The organism is Phyllobacterium sp. SYP-B3895 (genome assembly GCF_009647635.1).
Lineage (GTDB): Bacteria > Pseudomonadota > Alphaproteobacteria > Rhizobiales > Rhizobiaceae > Phyllobacterium > Phyllobacterium pellucidum.
In genome coordinates, this window is record NZ_WJIG01000003.1 from 770,070 (window position 1) to 788,658 (window position 18,589).

Annotated in this window: 18 protein-coding genes; 11 read left to right on the plus strand and 7 right to left on the minus strand. The window is 59.1% G+C overall.

The window, feature by feature from the left end; all coding sequences use genetic code 11:
• Nucleotides 1-36 precede the first annotated feature (36 nt).
• Complete coding sequence (locus tag GF108_RS16285) at nucleotides 37-699, plus strand: OmpA family protein (RefSeq protein ID WP_091945527.1); 663 nt, start codon at nucleotides 37-39, stop codon at nucleotides 697-699.
• Here the strand turns inward: GF108_RS16285 and GF108_RS16290 are convergent.
• A complete protein-coding gene (locus GF108_RS16290) occupies nucleotides 692-1,609 on the minus strand; it encodes a pseudouridine-5'-phosphate glycosidase (protein WP_153669035.1) in 918 nt (305 codons plus the stop codon). The genes GF108_RS16285 and GF108_RS16290 overlap by 8 nt on opposite strands.
• Nucleotides 1,610-1,623: 14 nt before the next feature.
• Complete coding sequence (locus tag GF108_RS16295; protein WP_153669037.1) at nucleotides 1,624-2,574, minus strand: carbohydrate kinase family protein; 951 nt, start codon at nucleotides 2,572-2,574, stop codon at nucleotides 1,624-1,626.
• Between the two features lie 316 nt (nucleotides 2,575-2,890).
• On the opposite strand from GF108_RS16295, the gene recA reads away from it, so the two are divergent.
• Both recA and alaS read left to right on the plus strand, forming a co-directional pair.
• On the plus strand, nucleotides 2,891-3,982 hold the full coding sequence (recA, locus tag GF108_RS16300) for a recombinase RecA (protein ID WP_027231649.1): 1,092 nt from the start codon (nucleotides 2,891-2,893) through the stop codon (nucleotides 3,980-3,982).
• A gap of 251 nt (nucleotides 3,983-4,233) precedes the next feature.
• Nucleotides 4,234-6,894: an alanine--tRNA ligase gene (gene alaS, locus GF108_RS16305; RefSeq protein ID WP_153669039.1), complete on the plus strand. Its 2,661-nt coding sequence runs from the start codon at nucleotides 4,234-4,236 to the stop codon at nucleotides 6,892-6,894.
• A gap of 631 nt (nucleotides 6,895-7,525) precedes the next feature.
• On the opposite strand, the gene GF108_RS16310 is transcribed toward alaS, so the two are convergent.
• The gene (locus tag GF108_RS16310) at nucleotides 7,526-7,840 is read right to left on the minus strand and encodes a YciI family protein (RefSeq protein WP_027231647.1); all 315 of its coding nucleotides are present in this window, start codon (nucleotides 7,838-7,840) and stop codon (nucleotides 7,526-7,528) included.
• A 152-nt stretch (nucleotides 7,841-7,992) separates the two neighbouring features.
• The gene (locus GF108_RS16315; RefSeq protein ID WP_091945535.1) at nucleotides 7,993-9,207 is read right to left on the minus strand and encodes an NADP-dependent isocitrate dehydrogenase; all 1,215 of its coding nucleotides are present in this window, start codon (nucleotides 9,205-9,207) and stop codon (nucleotides 7,993-7,995) included.
• Nucleotides 9,208-9,394: 187 nt separating this feature from the next.
• Between GF108_RS16315 and GF108_RS16320 the strand changes: the two genes are divergently transcribed.
• The 4 genes from GF108_RS16320 (at nucleotide 9,395) to GF108_RS16335 (ending at nucleotide 13,195) form a co-directional block, all read left to right on the plus strand.
• Nucleotides 9,395-10,246, plus strand: a complete 852-nt coding sequence (locus GF108_RS16320) for an RNA methyltransferase (protein ID WP_091945538.1) — start codon at nucleotides 9,395-9,397, stop codon at nucleotides 10,244-10,246.
• Nucleotides 10,221-11,087, plus strand: coding sequence for a glutamate racemase (gene murI, locus GF108_RS16325; protein WP_246663975.1), 867 nt, complete (start codon nucleotides 10,221-10,223; stop codon nucleotides 11,085-11,087). The genes GF108_RS16320 and murI overlap by 26 nt, the downstream gene beginning before the upstream one ends.
• 204 nt (nucleotides 11,088-11,291) lie before the next feature.
• Nucleotides 11,292-11,702: a hypothetical protein gene (locus GF108_RS16330; RefSeq protein ID WP_172982653.1), complete on the plus strand. Its 411-nt coding sequence runs from the start codon at nucleotides 11,292-11,294 to the stop codon at nucleotides 11,700-11,702.
• Between the two features lie 269 nt (nucleotides 11,703-11,971).
• Complete coding sequence (locus tag GF108_RS16335; RefSeq protein ID WP_153669043.1) at nucleotides 11,972-13,195, plus strand: hypothetical protein; 1,224 nt, start codon at nucleotides 11,972-11,974, stop codon at nucleotides 13,193-13,195.
• 10 nt (nucleotides 13,196-13,205) lie between these two features.
• On the opposite strand, the gene GF108_RS16340 is transcribed toward GF108_RS16335, so the two are convergent.
• Both GF108_RS16340 and GF108_RS16345 read right to left on the minus strand, forming a co-directional pair.
• On the minus strand, nucleotides 13,206-14,252 hold the full coding sequence (locus GF108_RS16340; RefSeq protein WP_153669045.1) for an LLM class flavin-dependent oxidoreductase: 1,047 nt from the start codon (nucleotides 14,250-14,252) through the stop codon (nucleotides 13,206-13,208).
• A gap of 145 nt (nucleotides 14,253-14,397) precedes the next feature.
• On the minus strand, nucleotides 14,398-15,039 hold the full coding sequence (locus GF108_RS16345) for an NAD(P)-dependent oxidoreductase (RefSeq protein WP_153669047.1): 642 nt from the start codon (nucleotides 15,037-15,039) through the stop codon (nucleotides 14,398-14,400).
• A gap of 147 nt (nucleotides 15,040-15,186) precedes the next feature.
• On the opposite strand from GF108_RS16345, the gene GF108_RS16350 reads away from it, so the two are divergent.
• The 3 genes from GF108_RS16350 (at nucleotide 15,187) to GF108_RS16360 (ending at nucleotide 16,631) form a co-directional block, all read left to right on the plus strand.
• Complete coding sequence (locus GF108_RS16350; RefSeq protein ID WP_153669519.1) at nucleotides 15,187-15,603, plus strand: helix-turn-helix domain-containing protein; 417 nt, start codon at nucleotides 15,187-15,189, stop codon at nucleotides 15,601-15,603.
• A gap of 163 nt (nucleotides 15,604-15,766) precedes the next feature.
• On the plus strand, nucleotides 15,767-16,306 hold the full coding sequence (locus tag GF108_RS16355; protein ID WP_153669049.1) for a DUF992 domain-containing protein: 540 nt from the start codon (nucleotides 15,767-15,769) through the stop codon (nucleotides 16,304-16,306).
• A gap of 136 nt (nucleotides 16,307-16,442) precedes the next feature.
• The gene (locus GF108_RS16360; RefSeq protein ID WP_027231638.1) at nucleotides 16,443-16,631 is read left to right on the plus strand and encodes a DUF3008 family protein; all 189 of its coding nucleotides are present in this window, start codon (nucleotides 16,443-16,445) and stop codon (nucleotides 16,629-16,631) included.
• Between the two features lie 17 nt (nucleotides 16,632-16,648).
• On the opposite strand, the gene GF108_RS16365 is transcribed toward GF108_RS16360, so the two are convergent.
• A complete protein-coding gene (locus GF108_RS16365; RefSeq protein ID WP_246663976.1) occupies nucleotides 16,649-17,578 on the minus strand; it encodes an extensin family protein in 930 nt (309 codons plus the stop codon).
• Nucleotides 17,579-17,946: 368 nt separating this feature from the next.
• Between GF108_RS16365 and rpsD the strand changes: the two genes are divergently transcribed.
• Nucleotides 17,947-18,564 carry a 30S ribosomal protein S4 gene (gene rpsD, locus GF108_RS16370; RefSeq protein ID WP_027231636.1) on the plus strand — a complete coding sequence of 206 codons (618 nt, stop codon included), beginning with the start codon at nucleotides 17,947-17,949 and terminating at the stop codon, nucleotides 18,562-18,564.
• Nucleotides 18,565-18,589: the final 25 nt, after the last annotated feature.

Sequence of the window (18,589 nt, forward strand, 5' to 3'; positions counted from 1 at the left end):
ATAGTCCGCGCCACATCCAAACGGGGACTTGATTCGATGATGAAGAAATTTGCCATCAGCTGCCTGGCAGCGACCTTTCTGGCGGGCTGCACGACGACGGACCCCTATACGGGTGACCAGAAGATGTCGAACACCGCCGGCGGCGCCTTGATCGGAACGGCAGCAGGTGCGCTCGCCGGTTTTGCCATTGGTGGCGGCAGCGGCAAGTCGGGTCGCAATGGCGCGCTGATCGGTGCAGGCATCGGTGCGCTCAGTGGCGGCGCGATCGGCAACTACATGGACCGCCAGGAAGCGGAGTTGCGCGCGCAGCTTCAAGGGACCGGCGTCTCGGTGACCCGAAATGGCGACCGGATCATTCTGAACATGCCGTCGAACATTACCTTCAACACCGACCAGGATCAGGTGAAGCCGGAGTTCTACCCGACGCTCAGTTCCGTCGCTGTGGTCCTGCGCAAGTTCAACCAGACCATCGTCGATGTCGCCGGCCATACGGATTCAACCGGCAGCCTGCAGCACAACGAGCTTCTGTCCGAGCGCCGGGCGCTTTCCGTATCCAACTACCTGACCCAGCAGGGCATCGACAACCGCCGCTTCGATGTACGCGGCTTCGGCCCCTCGCAGCCGGTGGCAACCAACGCGACCGAAGCCGGGCGCGCTCAGAACCGCCGCGTCGAAATCCAGATCGCGCCGCTTACCTGATAGCGAGCGCCACGGCGATCTTCGCTGCAAGGCGCGCATTGTTCTCGACGAGAGCGATGTTCGCCTTGAGGCTCTCGCCCTTGGTGATGTCGAGAATTTCGGAAAGGAGATATGGCGTCACGGCCTTGCCGGTGACGCCATTTTTCGTAGCACGAGCGATCGCCTCGCCGATATAGCCCGCCATCCTCTCCGCCGGAATTTCGTCCGCTGCCGGAATGGGATTGGCGATCAGCATGCCGCCGTTGACGCCGATGGCTTCGCGTGCCCGCTGAAACCCGGCGATTGCCTCGGCTGAGTCGAGCCGCAACGGCGCCTTGATCGGCGATTGGCGCGACCAGAAGGCGGGAAGCACATCGGCGCCATGGACGACGACCGGAACGCCCTTGGTCTCAAGCACTTCCAACGTCTTTTCGATATCGAGAATGGCCTTGGCCCCGGCCGAGACGACGATGACCGGGGTCCGACCGAGCTCTTCAAGGTCAGCCGAAATATCGAAACTCAATTCTGCGCCTTTGTGCACGCCGCCGATTCCGCCCGTGGCAAAGACCTTGATGCCAGCAAGGTGCGCGGCAAGCATGGTGGCTGCAACCGTCGTGCCGCCAGTGCGTCCTTCGGCAAGTGCAAAGGCAAGGTCGGCGCGCGACAGCTTCATGGCGCCATTCACCTGCGCGAGCGCTTCGCGTTCATCGGCGGATAGCCCGATCTTGAGGCGGCCATCGACAATGGCGATCGTCGCTGGGACAGCGCCTTCTTCCGCGATGATGGCCTCGACATCCGCGGCCATGCGGCTGTTGTCGGGATAGGGCATGCCATGAGTGATGATCGTGCTTTCCAGCGCGACAACCGGCTTGCCCGCATCAAGTGCCTGCGCGACCTCGGGGGCTATATCGGTAAAGGGATTGAGGGTCATGTCGGCTCCTTTGATCAACGCAGCAAGGTCGCATCGGGTATCAAGGAAAGCGCTGCGTCGAATTCCTCGGGGGTAAAGATCGGGCTGGCGGAATGTGTCTTCAATGTCAGCATCGACGCGGTCATACCTTGGCGGACTGCCTCGTGAAACGCGACACCTTGCATCAGCCCGGCAATCGTGCCGCCGGCAAGCGCGTCACCTGCGCCGGTCACATCAGCAATCCCGTCGACGCCAGGCGGTTCGAGTGTATAGGCAAGATCATTATGGTAGGCGAGGGTGGGACCGGCACCATTGCTGACGACGGCGCCTTGAAGGCCCGCCGCGCGCAAAGCTGCGCAGATTTCCTTTAGCTCTGCGGATTGGCCAAGACCGGTCAGCGCCGATGCTTCACGGCGGTTCATGAAAAGGCAGCTGAGATTGCCAAGGATCGTGCGCAGGCGCACCGCCTTTGCCGGGGATATCGCCAGGGCATAGATCGGCCGATGTCCTGCGAGGCCCGCAAGCCTTTCCAGCGCATCGGCCGGAAGGTTGGCATCGCAAAATATGGCGTCGGCCGCCGCCACGGCATCGCGCACCTTGCGCCGGCGCAGTTGCCGGGGGAGGCCGATCTCATAAAGCGCCATGTCGGCGATTGCGGCGACGACATCGCCATGTTCGTCGAGGATTGCCGTATAGCTCGGCGTCGCCCGGTCCATGAAGACGACGGAGCTATCGATGATGCCGGCTGATTCGATCGCTGCGCCAATCGTCTCGCCGATACGGTCGCCGCCGCGTATGGACAAGAGTTCAGCGGCGATGCCGCGCTGCATCGCCAACCTTAACGCATTGAAGACACCGCCGCCCGGCTCTTCGCGCATGATGCCGGGGTTCGAAGCGCCGGGGACAAACGGTACGGTGCTTTGGCCGCGCCGGTCGAGATGGGCGCCGCCAACAGCAAAGAGCAGCGGTTTGTTGCCTGACGTCATGGGTGATTGCTTTTCCGATTAAAACCACGGATTGAAGGGCTGGCGTTGCGCTACCTCTCTAAAGTGTCAGTCGGACCGGCGCAATAATCCGGCCGATTCGATTTTCGTAACTCCGGTTTGTCCGGCAACGCCCGGAAACAGGGGAAAGCTTGCCCGACAGCATGTCGCGCCCGTACAAGAACATTTTACGAACATTTTGAAGTTATGCATTTATTTCAATTACTTATGTCTATTGCAAAATGAGAACAAAACAGATACAAATAAGTTCATCAGAAGCGACATCGGGACTTCATGCACAACACAGGGGTAGTGTAACATGGCTCAAAATTCATTGCGGTTGGTTGAGGGTAATTCGGTGGATAAAACGAAAGCGCTGGATGCGGCATTGTCCCAGATCGAGAGGGCCTTTGGAAAGGGCTCGATCATGCGGCTTGGCCGCAACGAGCAGGTTGTGGAGATCGAAACGGTTCCGACCGGCTCGCTGTCGCTCGATATTGCCCTTGGCGTCGGCGGATTGCCGAAAGGCCGCATCGTCGAGATTTACGGGCCTGAAAGCTCAGGCAAGACCACGCTTGCCCTGCATACGATCGCCGAAGCCCAGAAGAAGGGCGGCATTTGCGCCTTTGTCGACGCTGAGCACGCGCTTGACCCCGTCTATGCCCGCAAGCTTGGCGTTGATCTTGAGAACCTTCTGATCTCGCAGCCGGATACGGGCGAGCAAGCGCTTGAAATTACCGATACGCTGGTGCGATCCGGCGCCATCGACGTTCTCGTCGTCGATTCCGTTGCGGCGCTGACGCCCCGGGCGGAAATCGAGGGCGAGATGGGCGATTCCCTGCCGGGTCTGCAGGCCCGCCTGATGAGCCAGGCGCTGCGCAAGCTTACCGCATCGATTTCCCGTTCCAACTGCATGGTCATTTTCATCAACCAGATCCGCATGAAGATCGGTGTGATGTTCGGTTCACCAGAAACGACAACGGGCGGCAATGCGCTGAAGTTCTATGCATCTGTTCGCCTCGATATCCGCCGCATCGGATCGCTCAAGGAGCGTGACGAGGTCGTTGGCAACCAGACGCGCGTCAAGGTCGTCAAGAACAAGCTGGCGCCGCCCTTCAAGCAGGTCGAGTTTGACATCATGTATGGCGAGGGCGTCTCCAAGACGGGCGAGCTGGTCGATCTTGGCGTCAAGGCCGGCATCGTCGAAAAGTCTGGTTCATGGTTCTCCTATAATTCGCAGCGCCTCGGCCAGGGCCGCGACAACGCAAAACTGTTCCTCAAGGAGAATCCGGAAATAGCCAATGAGATCGAACTGGCGTTGCGCCAGAATGCCGGTCTCATTGCCGAGCAGATGCTCGACAAGAATGTCGGGGAAGTAGAGGATGACGAACCCGACGCCGCCGAAGGCTGAGCCGCCTCCAGATATTGACTGAGGATTTGAGACCCGCGGCCAGTGACGGCTGCGGGTCTTGGCATTTTGCCTTGGCCAATTCCCTGGCCGGCCGCGCTTTACCTTGGGCCATTCCCTGGCCGGTCGCACCTCGCGGCAATAGGGATTTTCTGGACAGCACGCAGCCCTGTCGCTACAAGCGTTTCGTTCCGCTCCTTCACTAAGAATGGGGCTATTTCCATTTGGATATAAGAAGTCAGAAGGCAAGCAGCATGAGTGGCGTCAACGAGATCCGGTCGACATTTCTGAACTATTTCAAGAAGAACGGCCATGAGATCGTGGCGTCGAGCCCGCTCGTGCCGCGCAATGACCCGACGCTGATGTTCACCAATGCGGGCATGGTGCAATTCAAGAACGTTTTCACCGGCATCGAGCACCGTCCCTACAACCGGGCGACGACATCGCAGAAATGCGTGCGCGCCGGCGGCAAGCACAATGACCTCGACAATGTCGGCTATACGGCGCGTCACCACACCTTCTTTGAAATGCTCGGCAATTTTTCCTTTGGCGATTACTTCAAGGAAGAGGCGATCTCGCTTGCGTGGAACCTGATCACCAAGGAATTCGGGCTGCCAAAGGACAAGCTGACGGTCACCGTTTACCACACCGACGATGCGGCGGCCGGTTTCTGGAAGAAGATCGCCGGGCTTCCAGAAGAGAAAATCATCCGCATCGCCACGAGCGATAATTTCTGGGCGATGGGCGATACGGGTCCGTGTGGCCCGTGCTCGGAAATCTTCTACGATCACGGTGCTGAAATCTGGGGCGGCCCTCCCGGCAGCGCCGATGAGGACGGCGACCGTTTCATCGAAATCTGGAACCTCGTCTTCATGCAGTTCGAGCAGGTGACGAAGGAGCAGCGCATCGATCTGCCGCGCCCGTCGATCGATACCGGCATGGGCCTCGAGCGCCTTGCCGCCGTGCTTCAGGGCAAGCATGACAATTACGACATCGATCTGTTCCAGACGCTGATCCACGCATCCGAGGAGGCAACGGGAGTAAAGGCCGAGGGCAAGTTCCGCGCCAGCCACCGGGTTATCGCTGATCACCTGCGCTCGTCGAGCTTCCTTATCGCTGATGGCGTGTTGCCGTCGAACGAGGGTCGCGGCTATGTGCTGCGCCGCATCATGCGCCGCGCCATGCGTCACGCGCAGCTCCTTGGCGCACGCGAGCCCTTGATGTGGCGGCTGTTGCCGGCGCTGGTGCGCGAAATGGGCCAGGCCTATCCCGAACTCGTGCGTGCCGAAGCACTGATCTCGGAAACGCTCAAGCTTGAAGAAAAGCGTTTCCGCAAGACCCTCGATCGCGGGCTCGGCCTCCTCGGCGAAGCGACCGAATCCCTCGGCGAGGGCGACAAGCTCGATGGCGAGACCGCGTTCAAGCTCTACGATACCTATGGGTTCCCGCTCGACCTGACGCAGGATGCGCTGCGCCAGCGCGGCATCGGCGTCGACACGGAAGCCTTCGATGCCGCCATGGAAAGGCAAAAAGCCGAGGCGCGCGCGAGCTGGGCGGGTTCCGGCGATGCGGCGACCGAGACCGTATGGTTCTCGGTTCGCGACAAGGTCGGTGCCACCGAATTTCTCGGCTATGAGACCGAACAGGCTGAAGGCGTCATAACCGCCCTCGTCGAGAACGGTGCCAGCGTCGAAACGGCGGGCGAAGGCGACGCTGTGGCAGTCGTTGTCAACCAGACGCCTTTCTATGGCGAATCCGGCGGACAGCAAGGCGATACCGGAACGATCACCGGCGACGGCCTTGTCATCGAGATCAGCGATACGCAGAAGAAGAATGACGGCGTCTTCGTCCACATCGGCAAGGTGACGAAGGGAACGGCGAAGGTCGGTGCCCCGGTCGAACTTATCGTCGACAAGGCACGCCGCACCCGCATCCGCTCCAACCATTCGGCAACGCACCTGTTGCATGAGGCGCTGCGCGAAACGCTCGGAACCCATGTTGCCCAGAAGGGCTCGCTTGTTGCCCCGGACCGGCTGCGCTTCGATTTTTCACACCCGAAGCCGATTTCCGACAAGGAACTTGCGGCAATCGAAGACATCGCCAATGAGATCGTGTTGCAGAACGCGCCGGTATCGACGCGCCTCATGGCGGTCGACGATGCGATTGCCGAAGGCGCTATGGCGCTCTTCGGTGAAAAATACGGCGATGAGGTTCGCGTCGTCTCCATGGGCACGGCAGTGCAGGGCGAGAAGGCCGGAAAAAGGTACTCCACCGAGCTTTGCGGCGGCACGCATGTACGCGCCACGGGTGATATCGGGCTTATTCGCGTGGTCTCTGAAGGCGCTGTCGCTGCTGGCGTGCGCCGCCTCGAGGCGCTGACCGGAGAAGCTGCGCGGCGCTATCTCGAGGAACAGGACGACCGCGTCAAGGCGATCGCGTCGGTTCTGAAGGCGACGCCGGCCGATGCGCTTGCCCGCGTAACGGCGCTGGTCGATGAACGCCGCAAGCTCGAACGCGAGCTTACCGAAGCCCGCAAGCAATTGGCTCTTGGCGGTTCTTCCGGAGCCGCGGGCGGCGCGCCGGAGACGGTCAACGGTGTCGGCTTCATCGGCAAGGTGGTGAGCGGCGTCAATCCGCGCGACCTGAAGCCACTCGCCGATGATGCCAAGAAGAGCGTCGGCTCGGGGGTCGTCACCTTCGTCGGCGTCTCCGAAGATGGCAAGGCGAGCGCGGTTGTCGGGGTCACCGAGGATCTTGTCGGCAAGTACAGCGCCGTCGATCTTGTCCGCATTGCGTCCGCCGCTCTTGGCGGCGCGGGCGGCGGCGGCCGGCCCGACATGGCCCAGGCCGGCGGCCCGGATGGCGCAAAAGCGGAAGACGCGATATCGGCCGTGCGCCAGGCGCTCGGCGCCTAGGTTCGAATGCCCGGTCATCCTGCGGTATGACCGGGCCAACTCGCCGCTGTGCGTATTATACTTATTGTCAATAGTGCTGCGTTGGAACGCACTTGCACTTTCAAGTGGTGCATGATGTAATGCTTGAATAGTATTTTGATTATTAAGTTTTTGGCTTGGTATAGACACTAAATTCGAGTGACTATTGCGGAAGCGCTGACTGATCTTGGCCGGTATTGAAGTTTTATTATTTGTTGTGACGGGCGACCGTTGCTTTACGTCTAACACATGGTTTTGAGGCGGGTCCCTATGAAACGGGGGTGTCGCGTTTGGGTTGGCGGCCATGCTTGTCGCACTAAACGGATGCCAGTCGGCAGGCGTTGTTAAGGACGTGCGTATGGGGGCGGTTACCCTCATCGGTCCGGAGATGTTTGCCGCGCATATCGTGTTTGAAACAGTTCAACGATTGTATGCAAAATATCCGCAGCGGTCTTTCAGAAGGTGCTGGAGCAAAAGAGGAGGTTCGCTGAGGTTGCTGCCGCTCCGACCTTTAGTGCCGCTCCGACTCTGCCGCAGCGGCGGATACTCCACCTCGGCGAAACGCGGTCGGGACCGGGGAAGCGGGTTCAGGCAACGAAAGCTAGCGCCGTGCTTACTCCTCGCGCGGCGCCTGTGCAGCCGCGATATGCATGGGCGCTATCGTATAGCTGTTGAGGCCGGCAAGTACGGTCGGGTCGTTGTCGCCGAAGCGCACCGCTTCCGCGTGATCGTTCACTTCAAGGAGAGCGAGCCCAAAGCTGCCGTCGGGCTCATGCACCGGGCCATAGGCAAGGACGAAGCCCTCGTTGAAACATTCCTGCACATAGCTTGCGTGCTGGCGCATCAGCTCTTGCTCGTCATCGTCCATGTCGTCCGCAAAGGTCGGGCGTGGCGGGATCAGGCGGAAAAAGAACTGCTGCTTGCTCATCTTCGGTCCCCTCGGGTGATCATAGCATCAGGCATAATACCCAAAACAGCGCTTTTTGGCGCGCCATTTTCGCATCGCTCATTCGCAAAGCGCATAAGCAAAAAGAGCTCCGGTGAAAACCGGAGCTCCTTGCATCGATGCTTTGAGATGGCTCAGGCAGCCATCGCCTTCGACAGGTTTTCATTGATCTTGTCGAGGAAGCCTGTGGTCGACAGCCAGGGCTGATCCGGGCCGATCAGGAGCGCGAGGTCCTTGGTCATGTAACCGGCTTCGACAGTGTCGACGCAGACCTTCTCCAGCGTGTGGCTGAAGCGCTCGAGCTCGGCATTGCCATCAAGTTTGGCGCGATGCGCAAGGCCGCGCGTCCAGGCGAAGATCGAAGCGATCGAGTTGGTCGAAGTCTCTTCACCCTTCTGGTGCTGGCGATAGTGGCGGGTCACGGTGCCGTGCGCAGCTTCCGCTTCGACCGTCTTGCCATCCGGCGTCATCAGAACCGAGGTCATCAGGCCGAGCGAGCCGAAGCCCTGCGCGACGATGTCGGACTGCACGTCGCCGTCATAGTTCTTGCAGGCCCAGACATAGCCGCCGGACCACTTCAGGGCGGAAGCAACCATGTCGTCGATCAGGCGATGCTCGTAGAAGATCTTCTTTTCGGCAAACTTCGCCTTGAACTCTGCCTCGTAAACTTCCTGGAAGATGTCCTTGAAGCGGCCGTCATAGGCCTTGAGGATGGTGTTCTTGGTCGACAGATAGCAGGGAACGCCGCGATTATAGGCATAGTTGAACGAAGCGTGGGCGAAATCACGGATCGATTCATCGAGATTGTACATCGCCATGGCAACACCGGCGCCGGGCGCGTCATAGACCTCGTGCTCGATCGTCTGGCCGTCATCGCCGACAAACTTGATCGTAAGCTTGCCCTTGCCCGGGAACTTGAAGTCGGTGGCGCGGTACTGGTCGCCGAAGGCATGGCGGCCGACGATGATCGGCTGCGTCCAGCCCGGAACGAGGCGGGGAACGTTCTTGGCAATGATGGGCTCGCGGAAGATGACGCCGCCGAGAATGTTGCGGATCGTGCCGTTGGGCGATTTCCACATCTTCTTCAGGCCGAATTCCTCGACTCGCTGCTCATCCGGCGTGATCGTCGCGCACTTGACGCCGACACCATACTCCTTGATGGCATTGGCCGCATCGATCGTCACCTGATCATTGGTGGCATCACGGTGCTCGATCCCGAGGTCGTAATATTTCAGATCGATATCCAGGTAAGGATGGATCAGCTTTTCCTTGATATATTGCCAGATGATGCGGGTCATCTCGTCGCCGTCAAGCTCGACGACCGGATTTGCAACCTTGATCTTTGCCATGGATAGTCAGCCTCTATTTTGCTGGGTGTGGGAATGTCAGCATCGGTTTTCAGTGAGGGTTCGCGCCCCTATAGCATCGGGATCGCCGAACGCAAAGCTGCCGACCAGCCATGCCGTTATTTTAAGGCAGGATTGCCCATCAAAAGATCGCGCGTTATGACGGCGGCAATATCAGCAGGAACAAGAGATGGCCGGTACAGATAGACAACGCACGCTTATTGCCGAAGGCCCGGCAATTATTCTCGTTGAGCCGCAATTGCCCGAGAACATCGGCATGGTGGCGCGCGCCATGGCCAATTTTGGCCTGGCGGAACTGCGGCTCGTCAAGCCGCGCGAGGAATTCCCCAACGAGAAGGCGCGCTCCGCGGCGAGCAGGGCGGACCACATCATTGATGCGGCGCAGGTTTTCGAGGATCTGCCATCCGCCATCAAGGATCTGAATTTCGTCTATGCGACGACGGCGCGCGAGCGCGATGCGTTCAAGCAGGTGCGGGGGCCGGTGGAGGCGGGCGTCGTGCTGCGCCAGCGCTTCAACAGTGGCGAGCGTACCGGAATTCTTTTCGGGCGCGAGCGGATCGGCCTCAATAATGACGAAGTCAGCCTTGCCGATGAATTGGTGACGTTTCCGGTAAATCCGGCATTCTCGTCACTCAACATTGCCCAGGCGGTCCTGCTCATGTCCTATGAATGGATGAAATCCGGCCTCGAGAAACATACCGATACCGCCTTTCGCGGCCCCGAGCTTGCGCCGGCGCCAAAGGATCAATTGCAGGGCTTCTTCAACCATCTGGAGGAAGCGCTGCAGGCGAGGGGATATTTCCGGCCGATGGCCCGCAAGGAGATCATGGTCAATAATCTGCGCGGCGTCCTCACCCGGCCGGGTTTTTCGGATTCGGAGCTGAAGCTCCTGCGCGGCGTCCTTGTGTCTCTCGACTTCTTCAGCCCCGATACGCCGCGCGGCGCCGGAGCGCCGGAAGGGCGCAAGCGGGCAAAGCCGATCGATGAGCCGGCAAATGAAAGGCCGACGGACGATGAATGAGCGGGTTGCCGACCGGCCGATCCTTGTCTTCGACAGCGGCATTGGCGGCCTTACCGTTCTGCGCGAGGCGAGGGTGCTGATGCCAGATCGACGCTTCGTCTATATCGCGGATGATGCCGGCTTTCCCTACGGCGATTGGGAGGAGGCGGCTTTGTGCCAGCGCATCGTTGAACTCTTCGGTGGACTGATCGCGAAATACGACCCCGAAATCGCAATCATCGCCTGCAATACTGCATCGACGCTCGTGCTCGACGATCTGCGCAGAGCCTATCCGGGCGTCCCCTTTGTCGGCACGGTACCGGCCATCAAGCCGGCGGCCGAGCGGACTTCGTCTGGCCTCGTCAGCGTTCTTGCAACACCCGGAACGGTTCGGCGCGCCTATACACGTGACCTTATCCAGTCGTTTGCCTCGCAATGCCATGTGCGTCTTGTCGGCAGCCAGAGCCTCGCCCGCCTGGCCGAAGCTCATATTCGCGGGGAATTTGTCGATGATGCCGAAATCAGGCAGGAGATTGCTCCCTGCTTCTACGAACGGGACGGCAAGCGGACGGACATCGTCGTCCTTGCATGCACCCATTATCCGTTCCTCGCCAACGTCTTTCGCCGGCTCGCTCCCTGGCCGGTCGATTGGCTCGATCCCGCAGAGGCCATTGCTCGCCGTGGTCTTTCATTGCTCAAGGTCGACGGTACCGGCGAAGAACCCGAACACGGCGACGATTTTGCCGTGTTCACATCGGGCAATCCAGATTTCTCCACGCGCCGCCTGATGCAGGGGTTCGGTCTCGACACCAATCTTGGATTGCAGTTGGTTTCGGACGGCAACTCCGCCACTTTCGCCTAAAGCATAGGCCATGTTGCGTGGCGTTGAAAAAACGGGCGTGTTGAACTTTCGAATAATTGACCAGGCGTTACTGCGCTTCTAGGCTCGCATTTTATCGAGTTGCCATTGGTGATACCATTTGGGCGAAACAATAAACCGCGCCCATCTATTGCATTGGACTGGGAGTATTTTATGCGATTTGTCGAACTTCTATCGGGGACGATGTTGGCAATTGCCGCCAGCATCCTATTCTTGTCGCCTGCGAGTGCGGGCGAGAAATTGGGCTTCCCACCGCCCGACCCGCCCGGCACGGTGCGTACACCGATGACGCCGCAGAACATTCAGAAAGAACTCGATCAGCGGTTGAAGAGGCAGTTCGAGGCGGCGGCCGGCCCCTCGGGCCGCTTGACGGCACAACAGGCAAAGGATGCTGGTTGGGGCTTCATCGCCGACCACTTTGATGAAATCAGTCGAGGCAATGGCGATACGGTCGGTCTCAACGAAATCCAATCGTTCATGGATGCCCGCTCCCCCGTGGCGCGGACTGCGGAACCAAGCGTTGCCCCGAAGAAAAAAGGGAAAACCACCGAGCCACCAAAGCCGGTGGATAATTCGCCAATCCAGATCATCGAATAAACAGGGGCTGCCAATGAGGCGGCCCCTTCTCAATTCTCCCTCTGCCTGAAAATGGTGGCGATCAGATTGGAAGAGGTGGCGATCGAGTGTTTCATGCCGGACGGCATGACCTTCGCGACACCTTCCAGTTCCATCGGTCACTGCGCGCCGATCCTTCATTCGCAATATTCATAGCACCTGCGTGTGGCGGGATTTTTGACAGCGCGCCGCGCGCCGCCGCCGAGACTGCCGATCAGATACAACGCTTTCCAATATCGCCGAGGGCTTTCGTGAGCATTATTCTGGGACTCGTCCTCTCTCGCCAAGAAAATATCAAATCTTCAAAGCAGCGGCCGAGCGCCAAGGATCTCGCCCGCAAGTTTTGCCTGTTGGCGCGCAAGGAACCGACTTTGGGACCGCTGGCTGTCATCACTGCAGAGGGTGATGACGGCAAGGCGAGGTCAAGCTGCTCGATCTTGCCGACGGACGAGGATGTGCATTTCTACCAAGACAGCGCTCGGGTTAATTTCTCGGCGGCGACGGTGGCAACCGGCCCGGGTTATCATGATTATCTCGTGGCCTTGCTGGATGAACTGGTCGAACAGGAAAAACTTGTCGTCACGCAGGATAAGGAATTCAGCGACGACACCCGGTATTGGACGGACCGAAATTACGATGTCCTCCAGACTCACATGAGTGTTTATTTCAACTCGGTCTCGAAAGTCGTCGTCGAGCGCAGCAGCGCCAGCAAGCATGGCCCGCTGTCCCTTTCCCTGTCAGCACGCGAAGCGCTTGATGTTTTCAAGGATCGGATCATGACAGTTCGCGGGCCCCGCGACGTGGATTTCTTCGGTTTCAAGGGTGAGGCTGCCAACTTTTTTCCCTGGTGGGATTTCGGCTTGCCCGCGCGGGCGGCATTTGGACTGGCCGAGGCGATGTTGTGGCGCTCGTTCCCCTGGCGTGGCCCGATCGACCAGTATGAAGCGCTTTTCATTCACGTGCTCTCGGAACTCATCAAGATCGCAAGGGAAGAACCACGCCTCGAAACAGACAAGAAGTTGAATGTCGCCGCCTTTGAGGCTGCGAGCCGGTCGAAGACGTGGCCGAGGCCGCCCGGCATGGGCTATCTGCGCTATCCACGGCCGCAACCCTTTGGCGATAATTGGTGGATAACGCTGCCCGGACATTTCATTCTGGGCTGGGACGATCGTTTCAAACAGAATGTGTTCAAGAGTATCGGCTGCATCGTCGTGCCGGCCGCGACGACCATCGAACATGATGACCGCCGCCCGCCGGAAGGGTTTACCGGCAAGCTCGACGTTTCAGTCGTCAAGGACACGCTCAGCTTTTACGGCCTATGGAACGACAACAAACTGGAAAACGGCAAGACCGATCAGTGGCTCGAGGGCTGCGCCGTTGCGAGCGACGGTGTGACCTACCTTTTTATCCTGATGGACGACCCCGGTTTAAAGCAATGGGCGGTTGATACGCTGCTGTCGATCGAGCATCGCTGAACCAACCTCCTCAAGATGGCTTCGCGCCACCAAGCTCCTTGCGGATGACCGGTGCGACTTCGGTCCCGTAGAGTTCGATGGCCTTCAAGGTGTTGGTGTGCGGCAGGCTGCCGAGATCGATCTGCAGCATGAAGCGGTCATGCCTGAAATAGGTATGCTGCAGCATGATCTTGTCGATCACTTCCTGAGGCGAGCCGACAAGTAAGGCACCGCGTATGGTGCGGCCGGCTTCATACTGGGCGCGATTGCTCGGCGGCCAGCCGCGTTCGCGGCCGATCTTGTTCATCACGACTTCATAGGACGGCCAGTACTCGTCGGAGGCAGCCTGCGATGTCGCAGCAACATAACCGTGCGAGTTGATGCTGACCTTGAGCTTGTCCGGGGAATGGCCGGCCTTGGCTCCTGCCTCGCGGTAAAGTTCGACCAGCGGCGCAAAACGATGCGGCTCGCCGCCGATGATAGCGACGGCAAGCGGGAGACCGAGCGTTCCCGCGCGGATGACCGATTGCGGCGTCCCGCCCACGGCAATCCACACGGGCAGGGGATTTTGCAATGGGCGCGGATAGACGCCGAGATCGTTCAGGGAAGCGCGCAAATTGCCCTTCCAGGTTATACGCTCGCTGTCCCGCAGCTTGAGCAGAAGGTCGAGTTTCTCGGCAAAAAGTTCGTCGTAGTCATTGAGATCATAGCCGAAGAGCGGAAAGGATTCGATGAAGGAGCCGCGGCCAGCCATGATCTCGGCGCGGCCGGAGGAAATCAGATCAAGCGTCGCATACTCCTGAAATACCCGCACCGGGTCATCGGAACTCAGCACCGTGACGGCACTCGTCAGGCGGATGTTCCGGGTGCGCGCCGCACCGGCGGCGAGAGCAACCGCCGGTGTCGAGATGACGAAGTCCGGCCGATGATGTTCGCCGATCCCGAAGATATCGAGCCCTACCTGGTCGGCCAGTTCCATCTCCTCGAGGAGATTCTGCATGCGCTGGTGCGCGCTGATGGCGACGCCGGTTGCAGGATCCGGACTCATCCCGACAAATGTATAAAGACCAAGTTCCATTTTTGACGCCTCGTTCAAACCTTGTCGCACAGGTAAGCACAGAAAGTGGTTCTGTGAAGAACGCACATCACGGTGTCCGAGGCACAAAAAGGATACTGGCGGGGCGCGTGGCGCCTGAAAGCAACGCCACGCACTTCGCGTGCGGTCAATAGCCGACGGTAAAGCGCTCCTGCGCATGCGCCGGCTTTTCAGCCTCGTCGACAATAGCGACTGCCAGGTCGCTGGTGCTGATCGTGCTCTTGCCGTCAGCGCCAAAGACAGGCTCGTCCTTGCCTTGGCGGTATTTGCCGGTCCGCTCGCCGGGAACAAGCGCGAAGGGCGGCGAGAGGAAGGTCCAATCAAGTGCGGTTTCGCTGCCAAGATCCTCGAGCGCCTGGCGTGCACCCAAAGCGCCTTCCTTGTACTCTGCCGGGAACGCCGCGCCATCGACGAACTGGGAACCATCTGGCGCACGCAGGCTGCCGGCGCCGCCGACCACGATCAGGCGCTTGATACCAGCCTGTTTGGTCGCTTCGGTGATCGATTTGCTGCCAGCGATATGGATGGCCTTGATATCGGGATTGTCCCAGCCGGGGTTATAGGCCGATATGACGATGTCGTTTCCCTTCAGCTTGGCTGCGAGATCGGCGGTGTTGAGCGCGTCCGCTTCCACAGCCTTGATGCCATCGCGCTTCTCTACCTTGTCGACGTTGCGTACCAGCGCCGTCACGTCATGACCGCGCGACGAAGCCTCTTTCAGGATCTGCGTGCCGACGAAACCGGTGGCGCCAATCAATGCGATTTTCATGGGATGCTCCTTTGATGCGGGTACGCATCGTTTTGTAGTTACGAATGATAACTACCTATGCTAGGAAACATGCCTTGGGAAGAACGCACTTTTTCCGTTTCAGGGCACATCCAGGTAACCACCTGCCACAGCAAGGACATCGAGCGCATGAGCATTCACGCCAAAACCGAAGGCAAGACGCCGCTTCTCGCTTCCATGGCGGCAATGGAATCGGACGGCAGCGGCTCATGTCCGATGCGCGAGGTGCTCGATATTATCGGCGATTCGTGGAGCCTGCTTACGATCATCAATCTCCAGGCGGGACCGCGCCGCTTCAATGTGCTGCGGCGAATGATCGAGGGTATTTCGCAGCGAATGCTGACGGTAACGTTGCGTTCGCTCGAGCGCGAAGGGCTTGTGTTGCGGACGGTCAAGCCGACCTCGCCTCCGGAAGTTAGCTACGCGCTTACGCCGATGGGCCATTCGATTGCGGTGCCGATCGGCGCGCTTGGCGAATGGGCGGTAAAAAACCGTGACAGTCTCAGGGACGCACGCAAGGTGTTCGACGCGGCGCCAATCGGCTGACACACGGCAATCTGCTGCGTCAAGTGTGAAGTTGGCACGGCCGCCGGAACCATCCAATCATATGAACGTTTAAGGCAGCCCTCGGGATTTTCCGGGGAATGGTTCATTGAGGCGCTTCATGTGCCGATAGTGATTTCATTAAGATCAACGGAGAAAGACAATTATGGTACGATTCATTCCGGCGCTCATTGTGGCGGCGACCGCCCTTTCCGGTGGCACCATGGCAGCTACTGCCAAGACGACGAAAGCCGAAACACCAGCGAAAGCAACCCATATCGGAATCCTGTCGTGCCAGGTCGATGGCGGCGTCGGGTTGGTTTTCGGGTCGAATAAGGCGATCAACTGTGCCTACAAGCATCGCGACGGTTCGGTTGAAAATTACAAGGGCCGTCTCGGTAAACTTGGCCTTGACCTCGGTATAACGCAGAAATCGTATCTGAGCTGGACCGTGGTGACGACAGCTGACAACAAGCCGGGTGCCAATGCGCTTGCCGGCAAGTATGTCGGCGTGTCGGCGGGTGCTTCCGTCGGGCTCGGCCTTGGCGCCAACGCGCTTATCGGCGGATCCAACAAGAATATCGGCCTGCAGCCGTTCAGCACCGAAGGAACGCAGGGTTTCAACGTTGCTGTCGGTGTCAGCAGTCTGTCGCTCGAGCCCGTACAAGCAGTCAAGCCGGTCAAGAAGCAAAAGCATCGCAGCTAACAGATTAGCCAGAGGCGACGAAGGGGGCCCGCCTGCCCCCTTCATACTTTCCAAGTCAGCAGAAACGTTCGGCGGGGAACCGAGCCATGGCGCTTGCGTTTCTTTCCTTGTGCAACCACCCACAGGGAGAAATCCGATGCCCGCAAAATCCCAAGCCCAGCAAAAGGCCGCTGGTGCTGCGCTTTCGGCCAAGCGCGGAGAAACCAAGAAGAGCGAACTCCAGGGTGCCTCGAAGAGCATGTATGACTCGATGAGCGAAAAGCAGCTGGAGGAATTTGCCGAAACCAAGCGCAAGGGCCTGCCGAAAAAGAAAACCAGCGAGTGATTGATCGAGGCGCGCCTTTACTGACAGATGCGCGCCTCGCACTTCTTTCCGTGACAGCCCTGATCGAGGTGCAGGTTGCCCTGGTGTGCGGCATCGCCGTTGGGGCCGATGACCGTCATAAAGCGGTCGCAGCTTGCCTTGTGCAAGGCGCGCCAGAACGTCTGTTCCTCAGGCGAACCCTTCCAGCCTGAACCGAGTTCCGTCTTCTTCCCATTCTTGAATTTGAACGCGACGATATCGAGGGCGTTGGCAAAGGCATGCTCCGACACACGGCCCTTGTGCCCGTTGTTTACCTTGCGGCACTGATAGTCTGAGCCGGTGGTGATGCTTTCGATTTCCGCTCCGAAATCCTTCTGTGCTTCCGTCTGCACCTCGACGATCCAATTGGCCAGTGAACCGGCCATGGCGCAGTTGGTGGTAATAGCGGCGGCAAATTTCACCGGAGTATCCTTGCCGATCGCCGTAATCTTCAAAGGGGAACGTTCGCCGCAGATGCCCTCCGACAATGGCGGAATGAGTGAGCCCTCGACTTCGCCGTTCATCAACGCTGGACAGGCGTTCTGATAGACACGCTCCGGTGAGATCGAAGGATCGACCTTTTCGACATTCTCTTCCTGATCGCCTTTCTCGGTGTTTTTGCCGGCTTCTTCCGGTTTTGGGAGCGGATTGGGTCCCAATTGCTCGCCAGGCTTCACGTCAGGCTTTGACGCCTGTTCGGGCTTGTTTTCCCCGGCAGCAGGTTTTTGCGAAGGAACCGGCGTTTCAGGATCCGCTTTCTGGATTTCCTCCTTGGGCTTTTCTTCCGGTTTAGGCGTTTCGGTCGATTGTGCCGCCCGGGGATTGGATTCAGGGATCGGCGGTACGAAAGGCAGTGGCGCCGCCGTTGTGACCGCACGGGGCGGACGCCGGCGCCGTGCATCGGCGTCGTCGGACGTCGTGATGATCATTGTGCTTGCGATAAGGGCGGTGAAGGATAAAAGAAGTACGGACCTGCGAGAATGCTGCGAGAATAGGGTCATTATCGGCTCTACTCCTGTTGAGCGTCTAACCTAACGCCTCAACCGGGCCATGGGTTTCAAATAATGTGAGCCGCTGAAACAGGCGCGCCCCCGCTTGACATCCCTGGCCCTTCCCACTAGAAGCCACCCCAGCGCAGGGCCCAACGGCTCTGCGTTTCATTTGACGTGTCCCGTGAGTGATTTCGCAATGCGTGCGTGAATCATTCTGTCAGTCTTCACACAAAGGAGGCAGAGGAGGGCGCGTTTCCTTGAACCGGCGCGTGAGCTCCGGTTCGTATTTGTTGAAAGGAAATGCGATGAGCAAGCGCGAATCGTCCAAGTATAAAATTGACCGCCGTCTTGGCGAAAACATCTGGGGCCGTCCGAAGTCCCCGGTAAACCGCCGCGAATACGGCCCGGGCCAGCATGGCCAGCGCCGCAAGAGCAAGCTTTCCGACTTCGGTGTGCAGTTGCGCGCCAAGCAGAAGCTCAAGGGTTTCTACGGCGACATTTCGGAAAAGCAGTTCCGCAAGACCTATGAGGAAGCTGCACGCCGCAAGGGTGATACCGGCGAACAGCTGATCGGTTTGCTCGAGTCGCGTCTCGACGCGATCGTTTACCGCGCCAAGTTCGTTCCGACCATCTTCGCCGCGCGCCAGTTCGTCAACCACGGCCACGTCAACGTCAACGGCCGCCGCACGAACATCCAGTCCTACATCTGCAAGGCTGGCGACGTCATCGAAGTTCGCGAAAAGTCGAAGCAGCTCGTGATCGTTCTGGAATCGGTTCAGCTCGCTGAACGCGATGTTCCCGAATATCTCGAAGTCGATCACAACAAGATGGTTGCCAAGTACAGCCGCGTTCCGGCTTTCTCCGACGTGCCATACGCTGTACAGATGGAACCGAACCTGGTCGTCGAATTCTATTCGCGTTAATCAGTTCTGAATTTCAGAAAAAGCC